Genomic DNA, 19,921 nt, shown 5'->3' with positions numbered 1-19,921 from the left:
TTTGTATTAAATACCTTAATAAATTATATCGTTAAGAAAATATTAACAACTAAACATTACACAAATTGTATAATATTTAATTGTTTTGTAACAAATTGGAAACATTTGAGACTAATTTTATAAAATCTTAAACATAACTTATGAATACATTTTCATTCAAATCAGTGTTTGCCGCTTCAATATTTTTGGCTGGAACTGCAGGCTGTTTTGCGCAAGACATTTTAGTAAATTCACTAAAACTAAATGCTAGCGACAAAAGTAAAGAGAACTTCAAATTTACAGAAGTAATTAACCTAGGAACAACATCGGTAAAATCTCAAGGATCATCTGGAACTTGCTGGAGCTACTCAACAAACTCATTCTTAGAGTCAGAAATGATTCGTTTAGGAAAACAGCCTGTTGAGCTTTCTCAAATTTATTCTGCAAGAAACGTGTATGTAGAAAAAGGAATTAACTATGTTCGTATGCACGGAGCAATTACGCTTGGAGATGGAGGAGCTCTTCACGATGTAATTAATATGTACAAAAAATACGGAACTGTGCCTAGAGAAGTTTACACAGGATTAAACTACGGAACAGACAAAAACAAATTTGCCGAAATGAGCGCTCTTATAGAAGGTGTTTTGGCAGCAGTGGTAAAAAACCCGAACGGAGAATTGACTCCAAACTGGCAAAAAGCATATTCTGCTGTTATTGATTCTTATTTAGGAAAAGTGCCAGATAACTTTACATACAAAGGAAAAAGCTATACACCGCAATCTTTTGCTAAAGAAGTAGTAGGAATTAATCCAGACGATTACGTAGAAATGTCATCTTTTACAAATGCGCCTTACTACCAAAAAACAACTATGATGGTGCCAGACAACTGGTCATTGGATCAAGTTTACAACGTAAAATTGAACGATATGACAGACGTTATTGACAATGCTTTGAAAAAAGGATATACTGTAGCTTGGGCAACAGATGTGAGCGAGAAAAGCTTTAGCTGGAAAAATGGTGTAGCTTACGTAGCATCTAAAAAATTCGACGACATGACGGCTGAAGAAAAAGCAGACATGTTTAACGGACCAAAAGCAGAACCAGAAATTACTCCAGAAATGCGTCAGGCAGCGTTTGATAACTACACTACAACAGACGACCACGGAATGCACATTATTGGTCTTGCAAAAGATCAAACTGGAAAAGAATACTATATCGTAAAAAATTCTTGGGGAGAAACAAACGACTACAAAGGTTTCTTGTTTGTAACTAAGAACTTCGTAAAATATAAAACTACTGCATTACTAGTAAACAAAGGAGGAATTCCTGCTGAAATTGCTAAGAAGTTAGGGGTTTAATTAACTGAGAGTTTTACAGAAAATAAAAAAGCGCTACAATCTTAAAGATTGTGGCGCTTTTTTATTACCAGTTAATTGAAATTTAATTTAATTATAAAGTAATATTTTACTTTGTAATTTTTATGGTTTTCCGTAAAACTATTTGATTTTAAATCATTAATATTGTTGAATGTTTTTATTGATCTTGAGTTGTTTAATTCTAATTTACATTCAGTTAGATGCTTTTTAAAGAAGAAACTATTGATGATTTAATGCGTGAAATTCTTAAAGAATTATGCGACAAACCTTTTGATATTGTTCCAACCAAAGGAGCTTGTAGTGAAATTTTTGGTGCTATGTTAGAACTTACAAATCCAAGAGCCAGATTAAGTAGAACTGAAACGAGGGGTAAATCTTTTAGTGCATTAGGAGAATTATTTTGGTATTTATCTCGATCAAATTCGTTAGAATATATTTCATATTTTATTCATAGATATAAAACATATTCCGATGATGGAGAAACTATTTACGGAGGTTATGGACCTAGACTATTCAATATGAGAGGAGAGCATAATCAATTTGAAACGGTTATTAAATTATTAAAAAGTAAACCAAATACTCGTCAAGCAGTCATTCAGTTATTCGATGCAGAAGATTTATTAATCGAGCATAAAGATATCCCATGTACATGTACATTGCAATTTCTTCTAAGAGATGGAAAATTAAATATGATTACTTTTATGCGAAGTAATGATGCATATTTAGGATTACCACATGACATTTTTTGTTTTACAATGTTACAAGAAATAGTTGCGAGATCAATTGGAGCGGAACTAGGTGTTTACAAACATGTAGTAGCAAGTTTACATCTTTATGAGAAAAATCAAAAAGATGCAAATCAGTATTTGCAAGAAGGAGTTCAATCTACTAAATTTCCTATGCCAGAAATGCCGAATGAAGATCCTTGGGACTCGATACATAAAATTTTGAAATTTGAAAATGATGTTAGGAATAGTTATGATGCTTCTGTAGAAAATCTTAAAATGGACAAGTATTGGATGGATTTAGCTTACATGTTAAAAATTCTAGCATTATCTAAGAATAAAGTATATGATAAAATTGAAGATGAAAAAAATAAAATTTCAAATGAATCTTATATCGCATTTGTAAACAAGAAGATTGATGATTTTAATGCTAAATTTGCAAGAATTAGTAAAAATTGAATGAAGCAAATAAACAACTCACACGTATTAAATTTATTAGAGGTTTTAAAAAAAACTCAACCAGATGATTTGTCAATTATTCCATGGTCGACTCCAATTTTATCTTTTGGGAATATTTTAAAGTCTAAAATTGCAACGCTTGGGATTAATCCTAGCAATAGAGAATTTGTTGATTTGCAAGGTTTAGAATTAAAAGGAGATAATAGAAGATTTCACACGCTTAATTCTTTGGAGATTAAAAATTGGTCAGAAATAAAGGAAAAGCATATTAATTTAATTATTGAATTATGTGATGAATATTTTTTAAGAAATCCATATGATGGCTGGTTTAAAAAATTAGATTACTTAATATCTGGAACTTCCATGTCATATTATTTTCCTTCACAAGAAGCATGTCATTTGGACTTAATTCCATTTGCCACTTTTGAAAAATGGTCAAATTTAACTCCTATACAACAGAATACATTACTTAATCTTTTTAGTGATTTTTTAGGAATATTAATTGCAGAATCATCTATTGAAATTATTTTGTTAAATGGTCAAACAGTTGTTAATAATTTCGAAAAAATTTCTAATTTAAAACTCTATAAAACAACGGAAAAAGATTGGGAATTACCTCGAAAAAAGACAGAAAATGTTGCTGGTTATTCTTATCAAGGATATGTTGAAACCATTGGGACAATTGATTTAAAGCGAAAAGTAAAAGTGCTTGGATATAACCACAACATTCAGAGTAGTTTTGGAGTAACTTCCCAAGTTCAAACTTCAATCCGTAAATGGATAACACTTAATATTAATGAATATTCTTATGAGACCAGCTGATTTAGTTTTATATAATGACGTGCATGCAAAATTGCAAACTTTTAAGCAACAAACTAGATCTTTGCCAGGAATTGGAATTGTACAAAGAGAAAGTTGTTTTATTAGACAAATTATTGATAGTGTACGCAGAGTAAATTATGTGAAATTAATTGCCGAAAGAACAAATAACCCAATTGTGGCCGATCCGAGTAATATAGCATTTGACCCTTTGAAGGCAGCTGCTTGGTATAATAAACAAGGAAATATTAATGAAGCGTTTTGGTTAGTTTTTTTAGCAACACATTTTAGCAGACATCATAGAACAAAATGGAATTTAGTTAAAGATGTCTATAGTGGTTTGACGAATGATGTTGTCTGGAATTGGGAAGCAGTCAGTGGAGATGTGAATGGATTTAAAAATTGGCTTAATGATAATGTATTGGCTTTAAAAGCGAGAGGTAAAGTCGGAAACCACAGGAAGTATCAAAGTTTAGGAGCTTATAATCCAACAGGAACTGGTGCTGCTGTCTCAAGTTACATTGATTGGATTGGCGTTGATAATAATCATCAGAGCTTAATTGATAGAGCTTTTTTAGCTGCTGGCAACGATCCGAAACTTTTATTTAAGCATTTATATATTTCCATGAATGCTGTTATGAGCTTTGGAAGAATGGCTAAATTCGATTACTTAACGATGGTTGGTAAGTTAGGTTTGTTAGATATTGAACCAGATTCAACCTATATGGATGGGGCAACAGGACCATTTACAGGTGGTAGACTTTTATTTGGAGGAAATCCAAATCGAAGGTTGTTGGATTCTTACTTTTCAGAATTAGATGAATGTTTACAACTTCCTTTTGGAATGCAAGTAATTGAAGATGCCGTCTGTAATTGGCAGAAAAGCCCTAATATCTATGAATATTTTGGAGGATAAATTTATGGTGTTTGTTTAAAACCATATTTTATAAGGTTCTCAAATGTAGCTTGCGCTCTATTTAATATCCAATCAAAACCAACAATTTTTAAAATTCCTTGAGTTGATTCATTTTCTTGTTTTAGCCTTACTTTTTGAGATTCTGTAAGTTTGCTCTCGAGCCCTATGATTACTAAACAAGAAGGCCTCCATATATCAGAAAACCTTTCTTTAGCATATGTATTGTTGCTAATAGCCCATTCACGATATTCCAAAGCTTGTTTTTTCGCATGGGTAGCGTGGCTGCTTAAATTACCATTTTTAGTTATAATTTGTAAAGAAGGTTTTTCTAATTCTATAATAGTATAGTTGTTGTCAATAGCTTTTATTACAAAATCAGGTTGTAATAATTCTCCAAATCTTGGTTTTGACCATATTTTTGAATGAAATGCCTCGAGTAAAAAAGGATTTTCATTTAAAAATTTATGATATATTTCTTCACTAAGATTTTCTTTATAGATTAAGTCTTTATATTTTTCAGTGCTATAGTTGCTGAAATGAAACCAGCGCATTACTAAGGCAGCAAAATATTGTTCTTGTGCTTCTTCTGAATGTATAGGTTTGGTTAGACCCGTTATTAAGCTAATAGGAAATTTATCTTCAGTTTCTACATTATGCATCAAATCTATTAATGCAGACTGAGCTTTTATTTTTATTTTTTCAGTTTTAAATTTTTCAATTTTATTTGGAATATCGATTGAATAAGAGTTAAACTTAAAAGGAAGATTTTCAATTTTTCCAGCAGCAGCGTACGATAAAACTGTAGATATTACTGAAATATTTGGATGTGATGGGTTTTTTAAAATTATATTATAGAGTTCTTCGATTCCTTCTTCTTCCCAAAAAAGAACAGCGAAGGCTGCTGTATATTTTATTTCCCATTTATAAGATCCTCCTCCATGATCAGAATCAACAAGTCGAATTATTTCTTTTAGTGAACTGATATCATTTTTTAGTATTGCAAAAAAAAGAATTTCGTCTAGATATCCACCATCTTCAATATACTTGGAAACAGATTCTTTTAGGTTCAACTTTTTAAAAATTTAGCGATTTAATTTCGTCCCAATTATAACGTCTTTTATAACCATTTAAGTATTTGAAGTCTATATAACCTAAATATTGTAATTGGCCAACAACAATTCCTGGAGAAACCCCTGCTTCTGAAGCTAAAGAAATTATTCTCTTCATATTTCCTCTTATACTTCTTAGCTTATCATGAAGCATATATGGTATAAGTGTTTCAGCAGCAAAAGCATTTGCTTCATTCTCTTCGTCACTAATTACTTTATTATTTTTATCAGTTACTTCTAAATGAAGAGATTTTTTATTATGTAATATAAGATGTCCAGCTTCATGAAAGAAAGTAAACCAAAATTGGTCATCAGACAAATATCTAAAACTTAATAAAAGAATTGCTTTGTCTTTATTCATGAATTTTGTCGCACCACTAGCTCGACATCCAGAAGGAGTCGGAACAATTCCAACAGCAACACCGCAATTTGCGCAAAGTTTAATAAGTTTCGGAATGAAATCTTTAGGGTTTTTTAAACGAGTTAATTTTTTAATTTCGATTAGAGTTTCTTCAAATAAATCTTTATTCCAATTTTTACAATCAATGCCTTCAGTTATAATTTCACCTTGTCTTAACCATGTAGCGGTTGCAGCTTCGTATGAATTGAAAGATTGAGAAGTTCTAAAAGCTAAGCTATTAATTTCATTTGGATACTTTGCTTTCCAAGATGATACATTTGGAACTTTGAAGAAATCTAAACATGTTTTTAATAAATCATCACTTTTTTCAATCCATCCAAATTTAATCATATCTTTAATTGGAAGTTCTTTTAGCCATGATTTTTCAATTAAATTGTTGCGCTCAATAGACTCTCTATATTGCTCTTCTCTTTTTACCCAAAAATCAGTTGTTGCACCAAGGTTTAACTGAAGTTTTTCTGCTATTTCATTGTTTATAGAAACTTGACCATTAATAAGTTTTTCAACAAAATCCATATTGGAATTCATACAATCAGCAAAATGTTTTAAAGAAATGTTCTTTTCTTCTAAAATATCATAAATTGTATTTCCGGGGGAAGAGCTCCAGTTCGGTTGAAAGGTTAATTGATTACTCATTGGAGATGTTTAAAATTTTTATTCTTGATACTTCATTCCAATTTATCTCTCCTAATTCTGTTAAAGGAGGGCTGGGATGATTTGAAGAGAATAAGATAAAATGATTTTCTACTAAATTAATTCTATATAGATTTTCATTTATCTTGCTCGGAGAACCGGCTACAAGGTCATTAACTGAATTAGCCGCTAAGAGGTCAGATAATCTATTTTTTAATTTCATAGAAACATTCAAACCTAATTTAGTTTGTGCTTCAAATTCATTTTCACAGATGCTACGCAATTCTTTATTTTCAAAAGATATTATCAATTTGTTTTGATATCTTAAATTAGGTAATTGAAAAGATCCTTAAATTTTTACACAAATATAATATCTAAATAAAGAAAACCTAGTTATTTCATTTCAAAATAAGAACTTAAATTGAGTATTATTCTAAAGTTAGTAAAAAAAAAAAGAATTATAAATATTTTCGGTTATTTTTTTTAGGTAATCACTTCCCCTTCATCAACCTCTCCAAATACTCTACTTTATCCTTTTCAGCCTGAACCAAACGCTCATAAAGTTCCACAACTTTATCAAGCGGATTGAAGTTGCAATTATGGTTAACAGTTGGTCCGCTATGAATAACAGAACCTTCGTGATTATTTTGAATATTGTTTAATACAACTTCGTCGCTATAATTCTTAATTGCATCAGCTGAAACTCCTAAAGCTTCTGCAATAGAATTTAGTCTTTCGTCGTCAACATTTTCGCTTCCTTCAAGAGTGGAAACATATTGCTGGCTTACGCCTATTGCAATGGCAAGTGCTTCTTGTTTCATTCCTCTAAGCTCACGAATGCGGCTTATGTTTCTCCCGATATGTTTTGGTTTTGTTGCTGTGCTCATACTTCAAAGATATTAAAAATCCTTAAAAATTAGGAATATAGTAAAATACAATCTTTTTGCTTGTGAGATAAAATCACGATCTATTTTGTTAGAATGTATTCTATCGTTTATTTAGCCGAAACAAAAATACAATTTTTCGTACAATAAATATTCATTAACCAAAATCATAAATAAACGCCATGAAAACAGAAAACGAAAACAATGCCAATGAGAACAAAGTGATAGAATCGGTAGCGAGATTGATATCAGATATTGGTTTCGACGGAGAATTTAAAAACCATCCAGAATACTTAATGGAGATTTTTGAGTATCTTCTAGAAACAGAATCTGGAGACAGCCGTTCCTTGCGAATTAAAATGCTAAGCTGCATTAGAACCAGTAAAATGTTGGCAAAAGCGCTAGAGCCATTTTCAGACGAAGAAGTGCAAAAAGCCTGCGTTAAAATGATCAATGCGTAAAAAGAAGTACTTTATCGGCTTTCTAAGTAATTCATGGTTAGAATAAAAGCTAACTAAAAGAAAATCAGTAACTTTAATCTGAGTTTTTTAATTGGGACATTTAATTTTATTCAAAAATCATGAAAAAGTATGAAGCAATTTTATGTACACTTGCGTTCGTATTTTCTCTCGGCTGTTTTGCTCAGAGCACAAACAGTGCTTCTGCTTCTCCAGTACCAGGAAAAACGACACTATTGACGGATAGTATTTCTAATAATGATTTGGTGATACAATCTTATTATGTAGAAGAAAGAATAAATAAACTTTTTGGAGGTAGAATTATTACCTACCAAGTTTCAAAATTGGACATGGTCGATACTTACGATCTTGGGCCTAATAATACTAGAACGGTAATTCCGAATTACGTAAAAAGAAAACCTAAAGTAGCTCCAAATACAATTGAGACAAAAACGCTTGTCGCAAGTTCGAATACTTCTGTAGCGCCTGTTAAGGTAGAAGTTACAACTCCTGCTTCTATAAGTTCAAAATACGTAAAAGTCGATGTAGTAAACACGTATGCAAAAGTTATTGACAAAGGTTACAAAACTACCGATATGTTGAAAAAAGTCGCCGATCGACTGTATTTTGAAGGGAATTTGAAGGAAGCGGTAGGTTATTATGCGCAGCTATTTGAAGAATCTCCTAATCTGGAAGTTATTTATTATTACAGATACGCCCAGTCCTTAAAAGCTATAAACGAAGATGAAAAAGCAAATACTTTAATGAAAAGATTTAAGAGCGAAACTTTGAGTATGAAATAGTTTTTTTCAAAGGTTCAAAGGGACAGAGCTGCAGAGGTTCAAAGGCTTAAAGTTCGCTAAGAATATTTTGAGTTAAATAAAGATTAAGTTCGCAAAGCTTTGTGTTTATAAAGCTCTGTGAGCTTTTTTGTTTTACCTGCAGTTTGTCATCCTGAGGAACGAAGGATCACACTCGCATATCGACAAAGATTGGCAACCTTTGCGATCTCCTTTATAGATTCCTATTTAAGTCTCGAAAAAAAACTCTTAGCGACCTCTGCGTAAATCTTAGCGCACTTTGCGTAAAAACCTTGCGCTCTTTGCGGTTAAATAAGCAACTCTAAATATTGGAATTTGGAATTTTTAAAATTGGAATTTAAACAAAAAAAAGACGATCAAATTTGATCGTCTTTTTTTAAGCTCCCCCTCTTGGGCTCGAACCAAGGACCCTCTGATTAACAGTCAGATGCTCTAACCAACTGAGCTAAGGAGGAATCACCTTAAAGGTAAATATGTTTGCTAAAAAAAGTTGCTCCCCCTCTTGGGCTCGAACCAAGGACCCTCTGATTAACAGTCAGATGCTCTAACCAACTGAGCTAAGGAGGAAAGTGTTGCTCTTTTTAGCGAGTGCAAATATAAAACTATTTTTAGTTTCTCAAAAACATTTTCACTCTTTTTTTGACTTTTTTTTACTTGCCTACAATGGCTTTGTAAATGTCGTTACCATTAGCAAATAGTAGTAGTGAAATAAGTAAAACAAAACCAACCATTTGCGCATTCTCTAGGAATTTATCACTCGGTTTTTTGCCGCTTACAATTTCATATAATAAAAACATCACATGACCACCATCAAGAGCCGGAATTGGCAATAAATTCATAACTCCAAGCATAATTGACAATAAAGCTGTGATTGACCAGAAAACTTCCCAACTCCAAGAACTAGGGAAAATATTGTAAATAGCAGCAAAACCACCCACTTGTTTGTAAGCTTTAGTTTCTGGATTAAAAATCATTTTCAATTGTTTTCCGTAACCTACCAATTGATCTTTTCCTTTTTGAAGACCAACCGGAATCGATTCGAAGAAACCGTATTCTTTTTTACTTACTTTATAATAACCTAATTTTTCTAAAGAGTCCATTCCTAAACCGCCAACAGCAACTCCAAGTTTCCCTGCATTAGATACTTTTACTGTAATAGGAGTTTCTTTCAAATCACGCAAAACAACAGCAGGAATAGATTTTCCTTTATTGTTTTCTAAAATAGCTTTAGCTTCATCAAAATATTTAATTTTCTGTCCGTTCAGACTTACCACTAAATCTTTTGGTTTTAGAGCAGTATTCTCAGATTCTTCAGAAATTTTGCCCACAACAAATGGCATTCTAATACCAACTAATAAGCCTTTTTCTGTTTTAGAAAGTTGGTCAACAAAATCTGTTGGCATTGTAATCGTTTGCTGTTGTCCGTTTCTTTCAATCAAAACGTGTTTAGCCATGATTACATTCATGTTCATATCGCTGTCAAAATTTTCTACAGCCTTTCCATCAATAGAAATAATTTTATCACCGGTTTTAAAACCAGCTTTAAGCATAGCAGGATTTTCAATTGCAACACCGTCTTTTAAGTCAGCATTAGCAATATAAGTATCTCCGTAAGCAAATGCCATTCCGATATAGATAATAAAAGCCAGGATAAAGTTTACCGTAACACCGCCAAGCATAATAATTAAACGCTGCCAAGCTGGTTTAGTACGAAATTCCCAAGGTTGAGGAGGAAGAGCCATTTGCTCTTTGTCCATACTTTCGTCAATCATTCCAGAAATTTTCACATAACCCCCAAGCGGAAGCCATCCGATACCGTATTCTGTTTCTCCGATTTTCTTTTTGAAAAGTGAATATTTAACATCAAAAAACAAATAAAATTTTTCGACTCTGGTTTTAAACAATTTAGCAGGGATAAAATGCCCTAATTCATGAAGAATAATAAGTAAAGATAAACTCAATAGAAATTGAGACAGTTTGATAACTATATCCATTTGTTGTTTTTAATTCGTATTTAACGCACAAAAGTAGCGTTTTCTATTTTAATATAAGTGTGCAAGATAGTGTTTAAGATTTTAAATGTTTGTTAATTAATAAACATTTCGATTTCTCGTTTTAACAAGATGCCGTAACTTTACTTTTCGAACACTGCCTTACTCAATTGGTAGTATAAAATCACTAAAAGTTACAAGTATATGGCAACGAAATTATTTTCTCCCTTTACCATAAAAAATATCACCTTAAAAAATAGAATTGCGATTTCGCCAATGTGCCAGTATTCTGCAATTGACGGATTTGCAAACGATTGGCATCTGGTTCATTTAGGAAGCCGTGCCAGCGGAGGAGCAGGACTTATTATTCAAGAAGCCACAGCGGTTTCTCCAGAAGCTAGAATTTCTCCTTCAGATCTTGGAATCTGGAAAGATGAACATATCGAAAAACTAAAACAAATCAATGCCTTTATCGTTTCTCAAAATTCCATTCTTGGCGTTCAATTAGCGCATGCAGGAAGAAAAGCAAGTGTTTCGGCTCCGTGGCTTGGCAATAAAAAGTTAGATTTCGCTCAAGGCGGATGGCAGACCGTTGCGCCAAGTGCGATTCCGTATCATGAAAATGAACCATTTCTTCCTGAAGCATTGGACAAAAACGGAATTCAAAAAGTAATCTCCGATTTTAAAACCGCAACAAAAAGAGTAGTTGAAGCAGGATATCAGGTTGTAGAAATCCATGCGGCTCATGGATATTTATTGCACCAGTTTTTATCGCCTTTAACAAATGTGAGAACAGATGAATATGGAGGAAGTTTTGAAAACAGAATCCGTTTTACATTGGAAGTTGTGGAAGCTGTTCAGTCAGAATGGCCTTCAGATTTGCCTTTGTTTGTTAGAATTTCGGCAACCGATTGGGCAGAAAATGGATGGAATCCTGAAGAATCTGTGCAGCTTTCTAAAATATTAAAAGAAAAAGGAGTAGATTTAATAGATGTTTCGTCAGGCGGATTGGTTTCGCATCAGAAAATAACATTAGGGCCAGGTTATCAAGTTCCTTTTGCAGAAAAAGTGAAAGCAGAAGCAGGAATTGCAACAGGAGCAGTCGGATTAATTACAGAAGCCAAACAAGCCGAAGAAATTTTAAATATGGATCAAGCCGATTTGATTTTATTCGCCAGAGAATCATTGAGAAACCCAAACCTGCCTTTGGATTTTGCCACAGCATTAAACGACGATATTCAATGGCCAAAACAATACGAAAGAGCTAAACTTTAAAATTTATTAGCCACAGATTTTAAAGATTAAAATGATTTTTTTGCCACGAATTACACGAATTTTCACGAATTAAAATTTTATAGATACTGATTTGTGTTAATTTGTGTAATTGCTTCGCCTGTTCGCTATCGCTCGGGTCGTGGCAACTAAAAAAGAATCTGTGAAAATCAATTTAATCTGTGGCAAACAAAAAAACTATACCAATGCAGAAAATAAAAACAGCACTATTATCATACGGAATGTCGGGGAAAGTTTTTCACGCTCCATTTTTAGATATTCATGAAGGATTTGAATTATTAGGTTCTTGGGAAAGAAGTAAAAAGCTGATTCAAGAAGATTATCCATACGTAAAAAGTTACGCTTCGCTAGACGAATTATTAAGCGACGATGTCGATTTGGTAATTGTAAATACGCCAGTTGGAACGCATTACGAATATGCTAAAAAAGTGCTTTTGGCGGGAAAACATGCTGTTGTAGAAAAAGCATTTACGACAACTGCCGCAGAAGCAAAAGAATTGGCAAAAATTGCAAAAGAAAAAGGCTTGAAATTGGCTGTTTTTCAGAACAGAAGATGGGACAGCGATTTTAAAACCGTTAAAAAAGTAATAGATGAAGGCGTTTTAGGAGATTTAGTAGAAGCCGAATTTCACTTTGACAGATATAATTCGTTATTGAGTCCGAAAGCGCATAAAGAAACTGCCAATGATGGAGCAGGAGTTCTAAAAGATTTAGGACCGCACATTATAGATCAGGCGGTTAGTTTGTTTGGTTGCCCAAAAGCTGTTTTTGGAGACATTAGAGTAACCAGAGAAAATTCTGTTGTAGACGATTGGATCGATTTGACGTTGTTTTATTCTAATTTTAGAGTCCGTTTAAAAGCTGGTTTTTTTGTTAGAGAAGCCAATCCAGCCTACACACTTCACGGAAAAAAAGGTTCTTTCTTAAAACCACGTGGAGATGTTCAGGAAGACGAATTGAAAATTGGGAAAAAGCCAAACCTAGATTCTTGGGGAACTGAAGATGTAAGCTTGCAAGGACTTTTGCATACCGAAATTGACGGTAAAATTGTGCGAGAAAAAATCCCAACGCTTCAAGGCAATTATTTCAGTTTCTTCGATGGCGTTTACGAATCAATTACAAACGATAAAAAAGAACCTGTTACCGCAGATGAAGGTGTAAAAGTAATGCAGGTTATAGAAGCTGCGATTGCGAGTAATGCGCAACAAAAGGTAATCGGAATACAATAAAATGGAGACGCACTATTGTGCGTCTTTTTTTTGACCGCAATTCCAGAAATAAAGTTGAAATGTTGTAATTTTAATAAGCTAAATTCAAATAAAAACCATTGAATTTATAAACAATAACGTTGTATATTGTGTATAACCTTAGGTTTTGTGCGCTTTAACGAGCGTTTTTAGTATTTTTGACAACATTCCAATAAAATTCAATATGCTGATAAACATTAATCCATTATCGCTTTTTCAGACCAAAGCCAAAATCAAGAAAGTATATAGAGAAGCCAAAGCTTCATATTTAAATCGCATTCGTTTTGCTGTTGGAATGTTCTATTTCGGAATGGGTTTGAGTTTTGCTACATGGGCCAGCAGAATTCCAGATATCAAAACTGCTTTACATTTAACAGAAGGCGATTTAGGATCTATACTTTTTGCACTTCCGGTTGGACAGCTAATAGTTATGCCTTTTTCAGGAAAAATGGTAACCAAATTCGGTAGCCATCGCATTCTGATTTTCTCTTTAATAATGTATGTTTTATGCTTAATCAATTTAGGTTTGGCAACAACATCATTGCAACTGTCATTAGGATTATTTCTATTTGGCGTGTTCGGAAATCTTGCCAATATTGCCGTAAATACTCAAGGAGTTTATACCGAAGTTTTGTTTAAAAAAACAATCATGTCTTCTTTTCATGGAATGTGGAGTTTTGCCGGATTTACTGGTGCGTTAGTAGGTTTAGGAATGCTAGCTTTAAAATTAAGTCCATTGCATCATTTTATAATTGTTGCCATAATTGTTTTATTGATGGTCGCTTTTAACTTTAAATTTTTGGTGAGAGCCAAAGAAAAAAAGAAACCAAAAGAAGAAGGCAAAAAACTATTTGTAAAACCAGATACAGCTTTGCTTTGGCTTGGTGTTATAGGGTTTTGCAGTATGGCCAGCGAAGGCGTTATGTTCGATTGGAGTGGTGTTTATTTTAAAGATATTGTAAAAGCACCTGGACCTTTGGTAGTTTTAGGTTATACTTCTTTTATGATTATGATGGCCAGCGGAAGATTCTTAGGCGACGGATTAATCAATAAATTTGGACGCGAACGTGTTATGCAAATTAGTGGCGTTATGATTTCGGCTGGACTTTTTACGGCTGTTTTTCTTCCTTATATAATTCCGTGTACAATCGCATTTATGTTTGTAGGTTTGGGCGTTGCTACAATTGTTCCTACCGTTTATAGTATTGCAGGTAAAAATCCAACAGTTCCTGCGGGAGAAGCTTTAACGATTGTTTCTAGCGTAAGTTTCCTTGGTTTCTTAATGGGGCCTCCAGTAATTGGACATATTGCACAAAGCTTCGGACTGCAGTTTTCTTTTGCCTTTATCGGAATTTTTGGTGTGCTGATTGCTTTTATGGTTTCTAAAATTAGAACTTAAGCATAATTCTATTTTCGATTAAGATTTATTAAAAACAAATAAACTTGTAAGAATTTATTTGTTTTTTAAATATATTCTCTATATTTGAATTCAAGCATTGGCTCGAGTTCTAAACGGCTTTTTTTTCCAAAAACCAATTTTATCTTTTGAATAAAGGATTTCAATCCTAAGATTATTTTTCAAAGTAAATTGGATTTTTAATGGTAAAAAAATACGCTGTCTTCTTTTTTATATGGTTTTTTAATTTTGCTTTTTCGCAACAGGAAATAAAGGTAACAGGATTTGTTATTGATGCCCGAACGCAGAATCCGCTAGAGAATGTAGTGGTGACAATACAAAACACGGCTGTGATGCAGCTTACTTCAAAATCAGGAAAATTCGAACTTCATATTTTCCCCCAAAAAGAACAATTGCTTTTGCTCAGAAGTCAGGGATATAAAGATTTCCTTCTGAAAGTAAAGTCAAACGCTGGAGAGAATATCAATCTTGGAATATTACAATTAGAAGATACTTATTCAGATGAGGTTCCTGCTGCATTAATTACGTTATCAGAGAATGATTTTTCAGATGATAACAGTTCATCAGAAATGACATCAGGTCTTTTGCAATCCTCAAAAGATGCTTTTATGCAAGCATCGGCATTCAATTGGGGGCAAGCGCGATTTCGTATGCGTGGTTTAGACAGCGAAAATGCAATCACGATGCTTAACGGAATGTCAATGAATAAAATCTACGATGGCAGACCGCAATGGGGAAATTGGGGCGGTTTAAACAATGTACTTCGAAATCAGGAATTCTCAGTTGGAACAGCGGCTTCCAATTATACCTTCGGTGGTGTTTTGGGTACACAGCAGATTTTTACTCGCGCTTCTTTATACAGAAAAGGAACATCAATAACTTTTTCTGGAAGTAATACAACTTATTTATGGCGAGCAAACGGGACTTATGCGTCAGGAATGAATGCTTCTGGATGGGCTTTTGTGGTTTCAGCTGGAAAACGCTGGGCTGACGAAGGTTATTTTGAAGGCACAAACTTCGACGCAGACTCTTTTTTTCTTAGTGTCGAAAAGAAACTAAACAATAGAAATTCAATCAATTTTACAGGTTTTTATACACCAAATTCTCGCGGAAAGAATTCTTCTAATACCGCTGAGGTTACCGATTTAATGGGTGAAAAATACAATTCGTACTGGGGATTTCAGAATGGTGAAAAGAGAAATGCAAGAGTAAAAAATGTAGAAGAGCCACTCTTTATGCTGAATCATTATTTTAAAATTGATGATAAAACCAATCTGAATTCTGCTATTATGTATCAATTTGGCAAAGTTGGAAACAGCAATATAGATTATCAAAATGCTGACAGTCCTGATCCTGTTTATTACAAGAAAATGCCAAGTTATTTTAGCTCGGTTTATGCTAAAGATCAGGGAGAATTCTCTGGTGAATTTACTCCAGATTATGAAAATGCAGAAAAAAACAAAATAGCATTTTTGGAACATCCACAGGTAAATTGGGACGAAATGTATTTTGCCAATCAAAAAATAGGACAAAATGGTTACGTGCCTGCTCAGAGCCATTACGTGCTTTACGAAGACCGAACAGATGATAGGACTTTTGCAGTAAATTCAAATCTAAATACACAGATAACTCCCAATATTTCTTTTGATAGTGGATTTATTTTTAAGAAATTAAAATCGCATAATTTTCAGTATTTATTGGATCTTCTTGGCGGAGCATATTTTGAAGATATTGATCCATTTTATAAAGGAAACCTTTCTCAGTCTGATTTAAAGCATCCAGATCGTCAAGTCATAAAAGGAGATATTTACGGATATAATTATAATTTACTGGCTAATACTTTAGATGTTTTTGCGCAGTTTAAATTTAGTTATAATAAAACAGAATTCTTCTTGGCGCAATCCTATTCCATGTCAGATTATCAAAGAGAAGGATTATATCAAAATGGACTTTATCCAACAACTTCATTGGGCAAAAGTGAGAAGGTAAATTTTGAAAATTTCGGCTTCAAAGGCGGTTTTACCTATAAAATTTCAGGAAAACGATTGCTGTTTTTTAATGCTGCACATTTTACTAGAGCGCCTTCGCTTCGGAATACTTTTTCAAATTCACGTTTAAATAATAATATTGTTGGCGGAATTGAAAGTGAAAATATCAGTAGTGCTGAAGCTAATTACGTATACCGTTCAGCAAAACTCAAATTGCGTTTAACAGCTTATTATACTGCAATTAAAAATACTTCAAAAACTTCTTATTTCTATGCTGAAGGAATTTTTGATAGCGGTTCTGGGTATGATGTTGCAAATGCATTTGTAAGTCAGACTCTAACAAATTTGGATAAGAAAAATACGGGAGCAGAATTAAGTTTTGAATATCAGGTTTGGTCAACTTTAAAAACAACTTTATCAGCATCATTTGGAAATTATGTCTATAACAGCAATCCGAATGTAATGATTACAAATGATGCCAGTAGAGCAAAAGATGGAGCGCAAACCACTTTTGATTTTGGTCGAGCTCTTTTAAAGAATTACAAACAGCCAGGAACTCCACAGCAAGCTTATTCATTTGGATTGGAATATCGTAATCCGAAGTTTTGGTGGATTGGCGGGAATATCAATTATTTGGCAGAGAGTTATATAGATGTTTCACCAATTTCTAGAACATCTCAGTTTTACATCAATCCAGCCAACGGTTTTTCTTTTCCTGAAGCTACTTCTGAAAGAGGGAATGAATTATTAAAACAAGAAAAATTTAACCCTATTACATTATTGAATTTGACTGGGGGAAAATCTTGGCGTATTCATAAAAAGTATGTGGGACTTTTTGCCAGCGTAAATAATGTTTTGGATTTAATATATAAAACAGGTGGTTTCGAACAGGCAAGAAATGCCAATTTTAGAGCATTGAATCAAGACGTTTCAAGCGGAACGCCATCTTTTGGTCCAAGATATTATTATGGCTATGGCCGAACTTATTTCCTAAATCTTACAATCGGTTTATAAACTGAAAATTTATTTCTCATGAAAAAATTAATTTTATTTTTTGTATTATCCCTAATCAGTTGCAGTAAAGATGTTGAAACTCCAAAATTAGCTTGCACCCAACCCAATCTTATTGTAAATAAAAGTGTAGAAAAAGTTTATGAACTTTCGGGTACAACAGCGAAACAATATTTGTACGATGATATTATAGAAGCTTATGTAGTTTCGAGTGATGAGGAAGGCAATTTTTTTAAAACTATTTCATTGCAGACAAGAGAAACTGAGGGAATTCCTGCGATTGGTTTTAGTATTCCAATTGATGCCAATAACACTTACATTGATTATCGTTTGGGAAATAAAGTGTTTGTAAAACTTAAAAACCAATTTACAGATTTGTATTATGGCGGTTTAAGAGTTGGGAGTTTATATGTAAGCAATGCTGGCGACCCAACAATTGGGAGAATTTCTCAAAATGAATACAAAAATGTATTAAACGCTTCCTGCACCAATATAGACGAAAGTCAATTGGTTAAATCACTTTCTGTAGAAGAAGCGCTTTCAGATTCTAAGTTAAATACTTTGATAGAGTTAAACGATGTCGAGTTTACCGAAGCAGCATTAGGACGACATTATTTTGAAGAATCTAATAATGTTGGAGGTTCTACCAATTGGTATTTGAGAGATAAAACTGGAAATCAGATCATTTTTAGAACCAGTAGTTATGCAAAATTTGCAAATCATGATGTGCCAGAAGGAAGCGGTAAAGTGAAGGGAATTTTAACAAAATTCGGCACTGACTATCAATTTATGGTTCGATATGAAAGTGATATTGTAATGAATGGAAAGAGAAATACTCCGTTTTTTTCAGAGGATTTTCAGTCAGTTAAAAATAATGTCAATTTTGCGCTTCCAGGCTGGAGTAATATTGTAGAAAAAGCTACAAAACTCTGGAAGAGTATGGTGTATTCAGGAAATGGTTATGCAGAATTTAATACAACAAGCACAACCGCAGCTGAGAATGTGGCTTGGCTGGTGTCACCTAAAATAAATCTATCAGGATATAAAAATGCAGTGCTTTCGTTTAGAAGCGCACAACACGATTTAAAAGTCGATTCTCCACTAAATACACTTGAAGTTTACGTTTCAACTGATTTTGATGGCGCAAGTGTGACCAAAGCAAAGTGGATAAAATTGAAAGCAAAAGTTCCGACACTTTCAACACCTACCCGTGAGCTTATCAGCTCTGGAGGAATCGATCTTTCTATTTATTCTGGAAGCATAAATATTGCTTTTAAGTATATTGGTTCTGGAAAAGACAAAACATTAAATGGTGCTTTTATGGTAGATGATATAAAGATATTTGGAGAGAAGTAAGAAGTAATTTAGAATAATTGAAATAATGTGTTGATTTTTAGAGTATTGTTGAAAAGTTTGTAGTTTTTGTATTTCAAAACGTTAAAATCTAATTGAATTTTGTATTTTGGTCATCCCAAATCAATACAAATACCACATGAAAACCTACTTTATTGCCATCTTAATGATGGTGTTTCCTTTCTTTATGCAAAGTCAAGACAACGTTAAACTAAAGCAGATTAACATTGTAAAAACAAATTACCAAAACTCTAAAGACGGCGAAATTGTTAACAAAACAATGGCTTTTAAGGACGGTAAACTTCAATCTATTACTACTTCAGATGTTGTACAGCATTTTTATTACAACAAAAATGGACTGCTAGATATGACAGTAAAGGATAAAGTGGGAAGTGATTGGAAAGAGGTGATAAATTACACCTATAATCCTGATAACAACATTACCAAATTTGTAAAAAAATACCAAGAAGGACCAAATTACATAACAAAAGTCGTTTCTTTTGTATATGAAGGGGCAAGGGTAAAAGTAACAACCAAAAAAAGCACTAATCATCAGAATCTAGTAGACGATATTGAATATCTAGTTGAAAACGGAATTATTGTAAGACGTACTTCGCGCGATAGAAACAAGGCCATCATTGGAAAATTGGAATATGTTTATGTAAATGATAACGTGTCAAGACACAAAGGATTGGTTGGAGATAAAATCTCAAAATCATATACTTATGACGATAAAAAATCGGTTGATCAGCTAATTGTTCAAAGTCTTTTTGGGGATAATTACAAAGTAATCGTTCCGATGATTTCTTATCATGAAGAAGAATTTGAGTTTGAATCGATTTCTTATAATAATGAAATGAATTTCAGTCCATCATCAACAGCTTTAGTTGCGGTGAGCAGAAAATACAAGTACAATAAATTAAATTACCCGATTTCTTGCTCTCAGATAGAAGAAAACGGAATTGTGAAAACGGAAAAAACTTTTATTTACGAATAAAAGTTTTAAACTTAGACCATTTAT

General features: G+C 33.1%; 17 protein-coding genes and 2 tRNA genes. 12 read left to right on the top strand and 7 right to left on the bottom strand.

The annotated features are described in order from the left end of the window. Positions 1–140: 140 nt before the first annotated feature. From ABXT06_RS01560 to ABXT06_RS01545, 4 genes are all read left to right on the top strand, one after another. A complete protein-coding gene (locus ABXT06_RS01560; protein WP_354589166.1) occupies positions 141–1,337 on the top strand; it encodes a C1 family peptidase in 1,197 nt (398 codons plus the stop codon). A gap of 218 nt (positions 1,338–1,555) precedes the next feature. After that, positions 1,556–2,539 (top strand): thymidylate synthase, encoded by a 984-nt coding sequence (locus ABXT06_RS01555; protein ID WP_354589165.1) that lies wholly within the window; start codon positions 1,556–1,558, stop codon positions 2,537–2,539. Beyond that, complete coding sequence (locus ABXT06_RS01550) at positions 2,540–3,361, top strand: hypothetical protein (protein WP_354589164.1); 822 nt, start codon at positions 2,540–2,542, stop codon at positions 3,359–3,361. It begins immediately after the preceding gene. Continuing rightward, complete coding sequence (locus ABXT06_RS01545; protein ID WP_354589163.1) at positions 3,348–4,274, top strand: alpha-glutamyl/putrescinyl thymine pyrophosphorylase clade 3 protein; 927 nt, start codon at positions 3,348–3,350, stop codon at positions 4,272–4,274. Before ABXT06_RS01550 ends, ABXT06_RS01545 begins: the two co-directional genes overlap by 14 nt. A 2-nt stretch (positions 4,275–4,276) precedes the next feature. On the opposite strand, the gene ABXT06_RS01540 is transcribed toward ABXT06_RS01545, so the two are convergent. From ABXT06_RS01540 to ABXT06_RS01525, 4 genes are all read right to left on the bottom strand, one after another. Continuing rightward, on the bottom strand, positions 4,277–5,344 hold the full coding sequence (locus ABXT06_RS01540; protein WP_354589162.1) for a Shedu anti-phage system protein SduA domain-containing protein: 1,068 nt from the start codon (positions 5,342–5,344) through the stop codon (positions 4,277–4,279). A 4-nt stretch (positions 5,345–5,348) separates the two neighbouring features. Then, positions 5,349–6,440 carry an ImmA/IrrE family metallo-endopeptidase gene (locus ABXT06_RS01535; protein WP_354589161.1) on the bottom strand — a complete coding sequence of 364 codons (1,092 nt, stop codon included), beginning with the start codon at positions 6,438–6,440 and terminating at the stop codon, positions 5,349–5,351. Next, positions 6,433–6,747: a hypothetical protein gene (locus ABXT06_RS01530; RefSeq protein ID WP_354589160.1), complete on the bottom strand. Its 315-nt coding sequence runs from the start codon at positions 6,745–6,747 to the stop codon at positions 6,433–6,435. The genes ABXT06_RS01535 and ABXT06_RS01530 overlap by 8 nt, the downstream gene beginning before the upstream one ends. A 181-nt stretch (positions 6,748–6,928) precedes the next feature. Next, positions 6,929–7,324 (bottom strand): helix-turn-helix domain-containing protein, encoded by a 396-nt coding sequence (locus ABXT06_RS01525; protein WP_111368767.1) that lies wholly within the window; start codon positions 7,322–7,324, stop codon positions 6,929–6,931. A 179-nt stretch (positions 7,325–7,503) separates the two neighbouring features. On the opposite strand from ABXT06_RS01525, the gene ABXT06_RS01520 reads away from it, so the two are divergent. Beyond that, a complete protein-coding gene (locus ABXT06_RS01520; RefSeq protein WP_354589159.1) occupies positions 7,504–7,782 on the top strand; it encodes a hypothetical protein in 279 nt (92 codons plus the stop codon). 119 nt (positions 7,783–7,901) lie between these two features. Then, on the top strand, positions 7,902–8,582 hold the full coding sequence (locus tag ABXT06_RS01515; protein ID WP_354589158.1) for a tetratricopeptide repeat protein: 681 nt from the start codon (positions 7,902–7,904) through the stop codon (positions 8,580–8,582). A 399-nt stretch (positions 8,583–8,981) separates the two neighbouring features. On the opposite strand, the gene ABXT06_RS01510 is transcribed toward ABXT06_RS01515, so the two are convergent. From ABXT06_RS01510 to rseP, 3 genes are all read right to left on the bottom strand, one after another. Then, positions 8,982–9,055, bottom strand: a tRNA-Asn gene (locus ABXT06_RS01510). 38 nt (positions 9,056–9,093) lie between these two features. Beyond that, positions 9,094–9,167, bottom strand: a tRNA-Asn gene (locus tag ABXT06_RS01505). An 83-nt stretch (positions 9,168–9,250) separates the two neighbouring features. After that, positions 9,251–10,594, bottom strand: coding sequence for an RIP metalloprotease RseP (rseP, locus tag ABXT06_RS01500; protein ID WP_354589157.1), 1,344 nt, complete (start codon positions 10,592–10,594; stop codon positions 9,251–9,253). A gap of 201 nt (positions 10,595–10,795) precedes the next feature. Between rseP and ABXT06_RS01495 the strand changes: the two genes are divergently transcribed. From ABXT06_RS01495 to ABXT06_RS01470, 6 genes are all read left to right on the top strand, one after another. Further along, the gene (locus tag ABXT06_RS01495; protein ID WP_354589156.1) at positions 10,796–11,866 is read left to right on the top strand and encodes an NADH:flavin oxidoreductase/NADH oxidase; all 1,071 of its coding nucleotides are present in this window, start codon (positions 10,796–10,798) and stop codon (positions 11,864–11,866) included. A gap of 203 nt (positions 11,867–12,069) precedes the next feature. Beyond that, positions 12,070–13,113, top strand: coding sequence for a Gfo/Idh/MocA family oxidoreductase (locus ABXT06_RS01490; protein WP_354589155.1), 1,044 nt, complete (start codon positions 12,070–12,072; stop codon positions 13,111–13,113). 202 nt (positions 13,114–13,315) lie between these two features. Next, complete coding sequence (locus ABXT06_RS01485) at positions 13,316–14,530, top strand: MFS transporter (RefSeq protein WP_354589154.1); 1,215 nt, start codon at positions 13,316–13,318, stop codon at positions 14,528–14,530. A gap of 200 nt (positions 14,531–14,730) precedes the next feature. Continuing rightward, complete coding sequence (locus ABXT06_RS01480; RefSeq protein WP_354589153.1) at positions 14,731–17,550, top strand: carboxypeptidase-like regulatory domain-containing protein; 2,820 nt, start codon at positions 14,731–14,733, stop codon at positions 17,548–17,550. 18 nt (positions 17,551–17,568) lie between these two features. Beyond that, on the top strand, positions 17,569–18,903 hold the full coding sequence (locus ABXT06_RS01475) for a DUF5689 domain-containing protein (RefSeq protein WP_354589152.1): 1,335 nt from the start codon (positions 17,569–17,571) through the stop codon (positions 18,901–18,903). A gap of 136 nt (positions 18,904–19,039) precedes the next feature. Then, positions 19,040–19,897 (top strand): hypothetical protein, encoded by an 858-nt coding sequence (locus ABXT06_RS01470; protein ID WP_354589151.1) that lies wholly within the window; start codon positions 19,040–19,042, stop codon positions 19,895–19,897. Positions 19,898–19,921: the final 24 nt, after the last annotated feature.

Source organism: Flavobacterium sp. UW10123 (assembly GCF_040538975.1).
GTDB lineage: Bacteria > Bacteroidota > Bacteroidia > Flavobacteriales > Flavobacteriaceae > Flavobacterium.
This window is presented reverse-complemented; position numbering and strand designations above follow the sequence as displayed.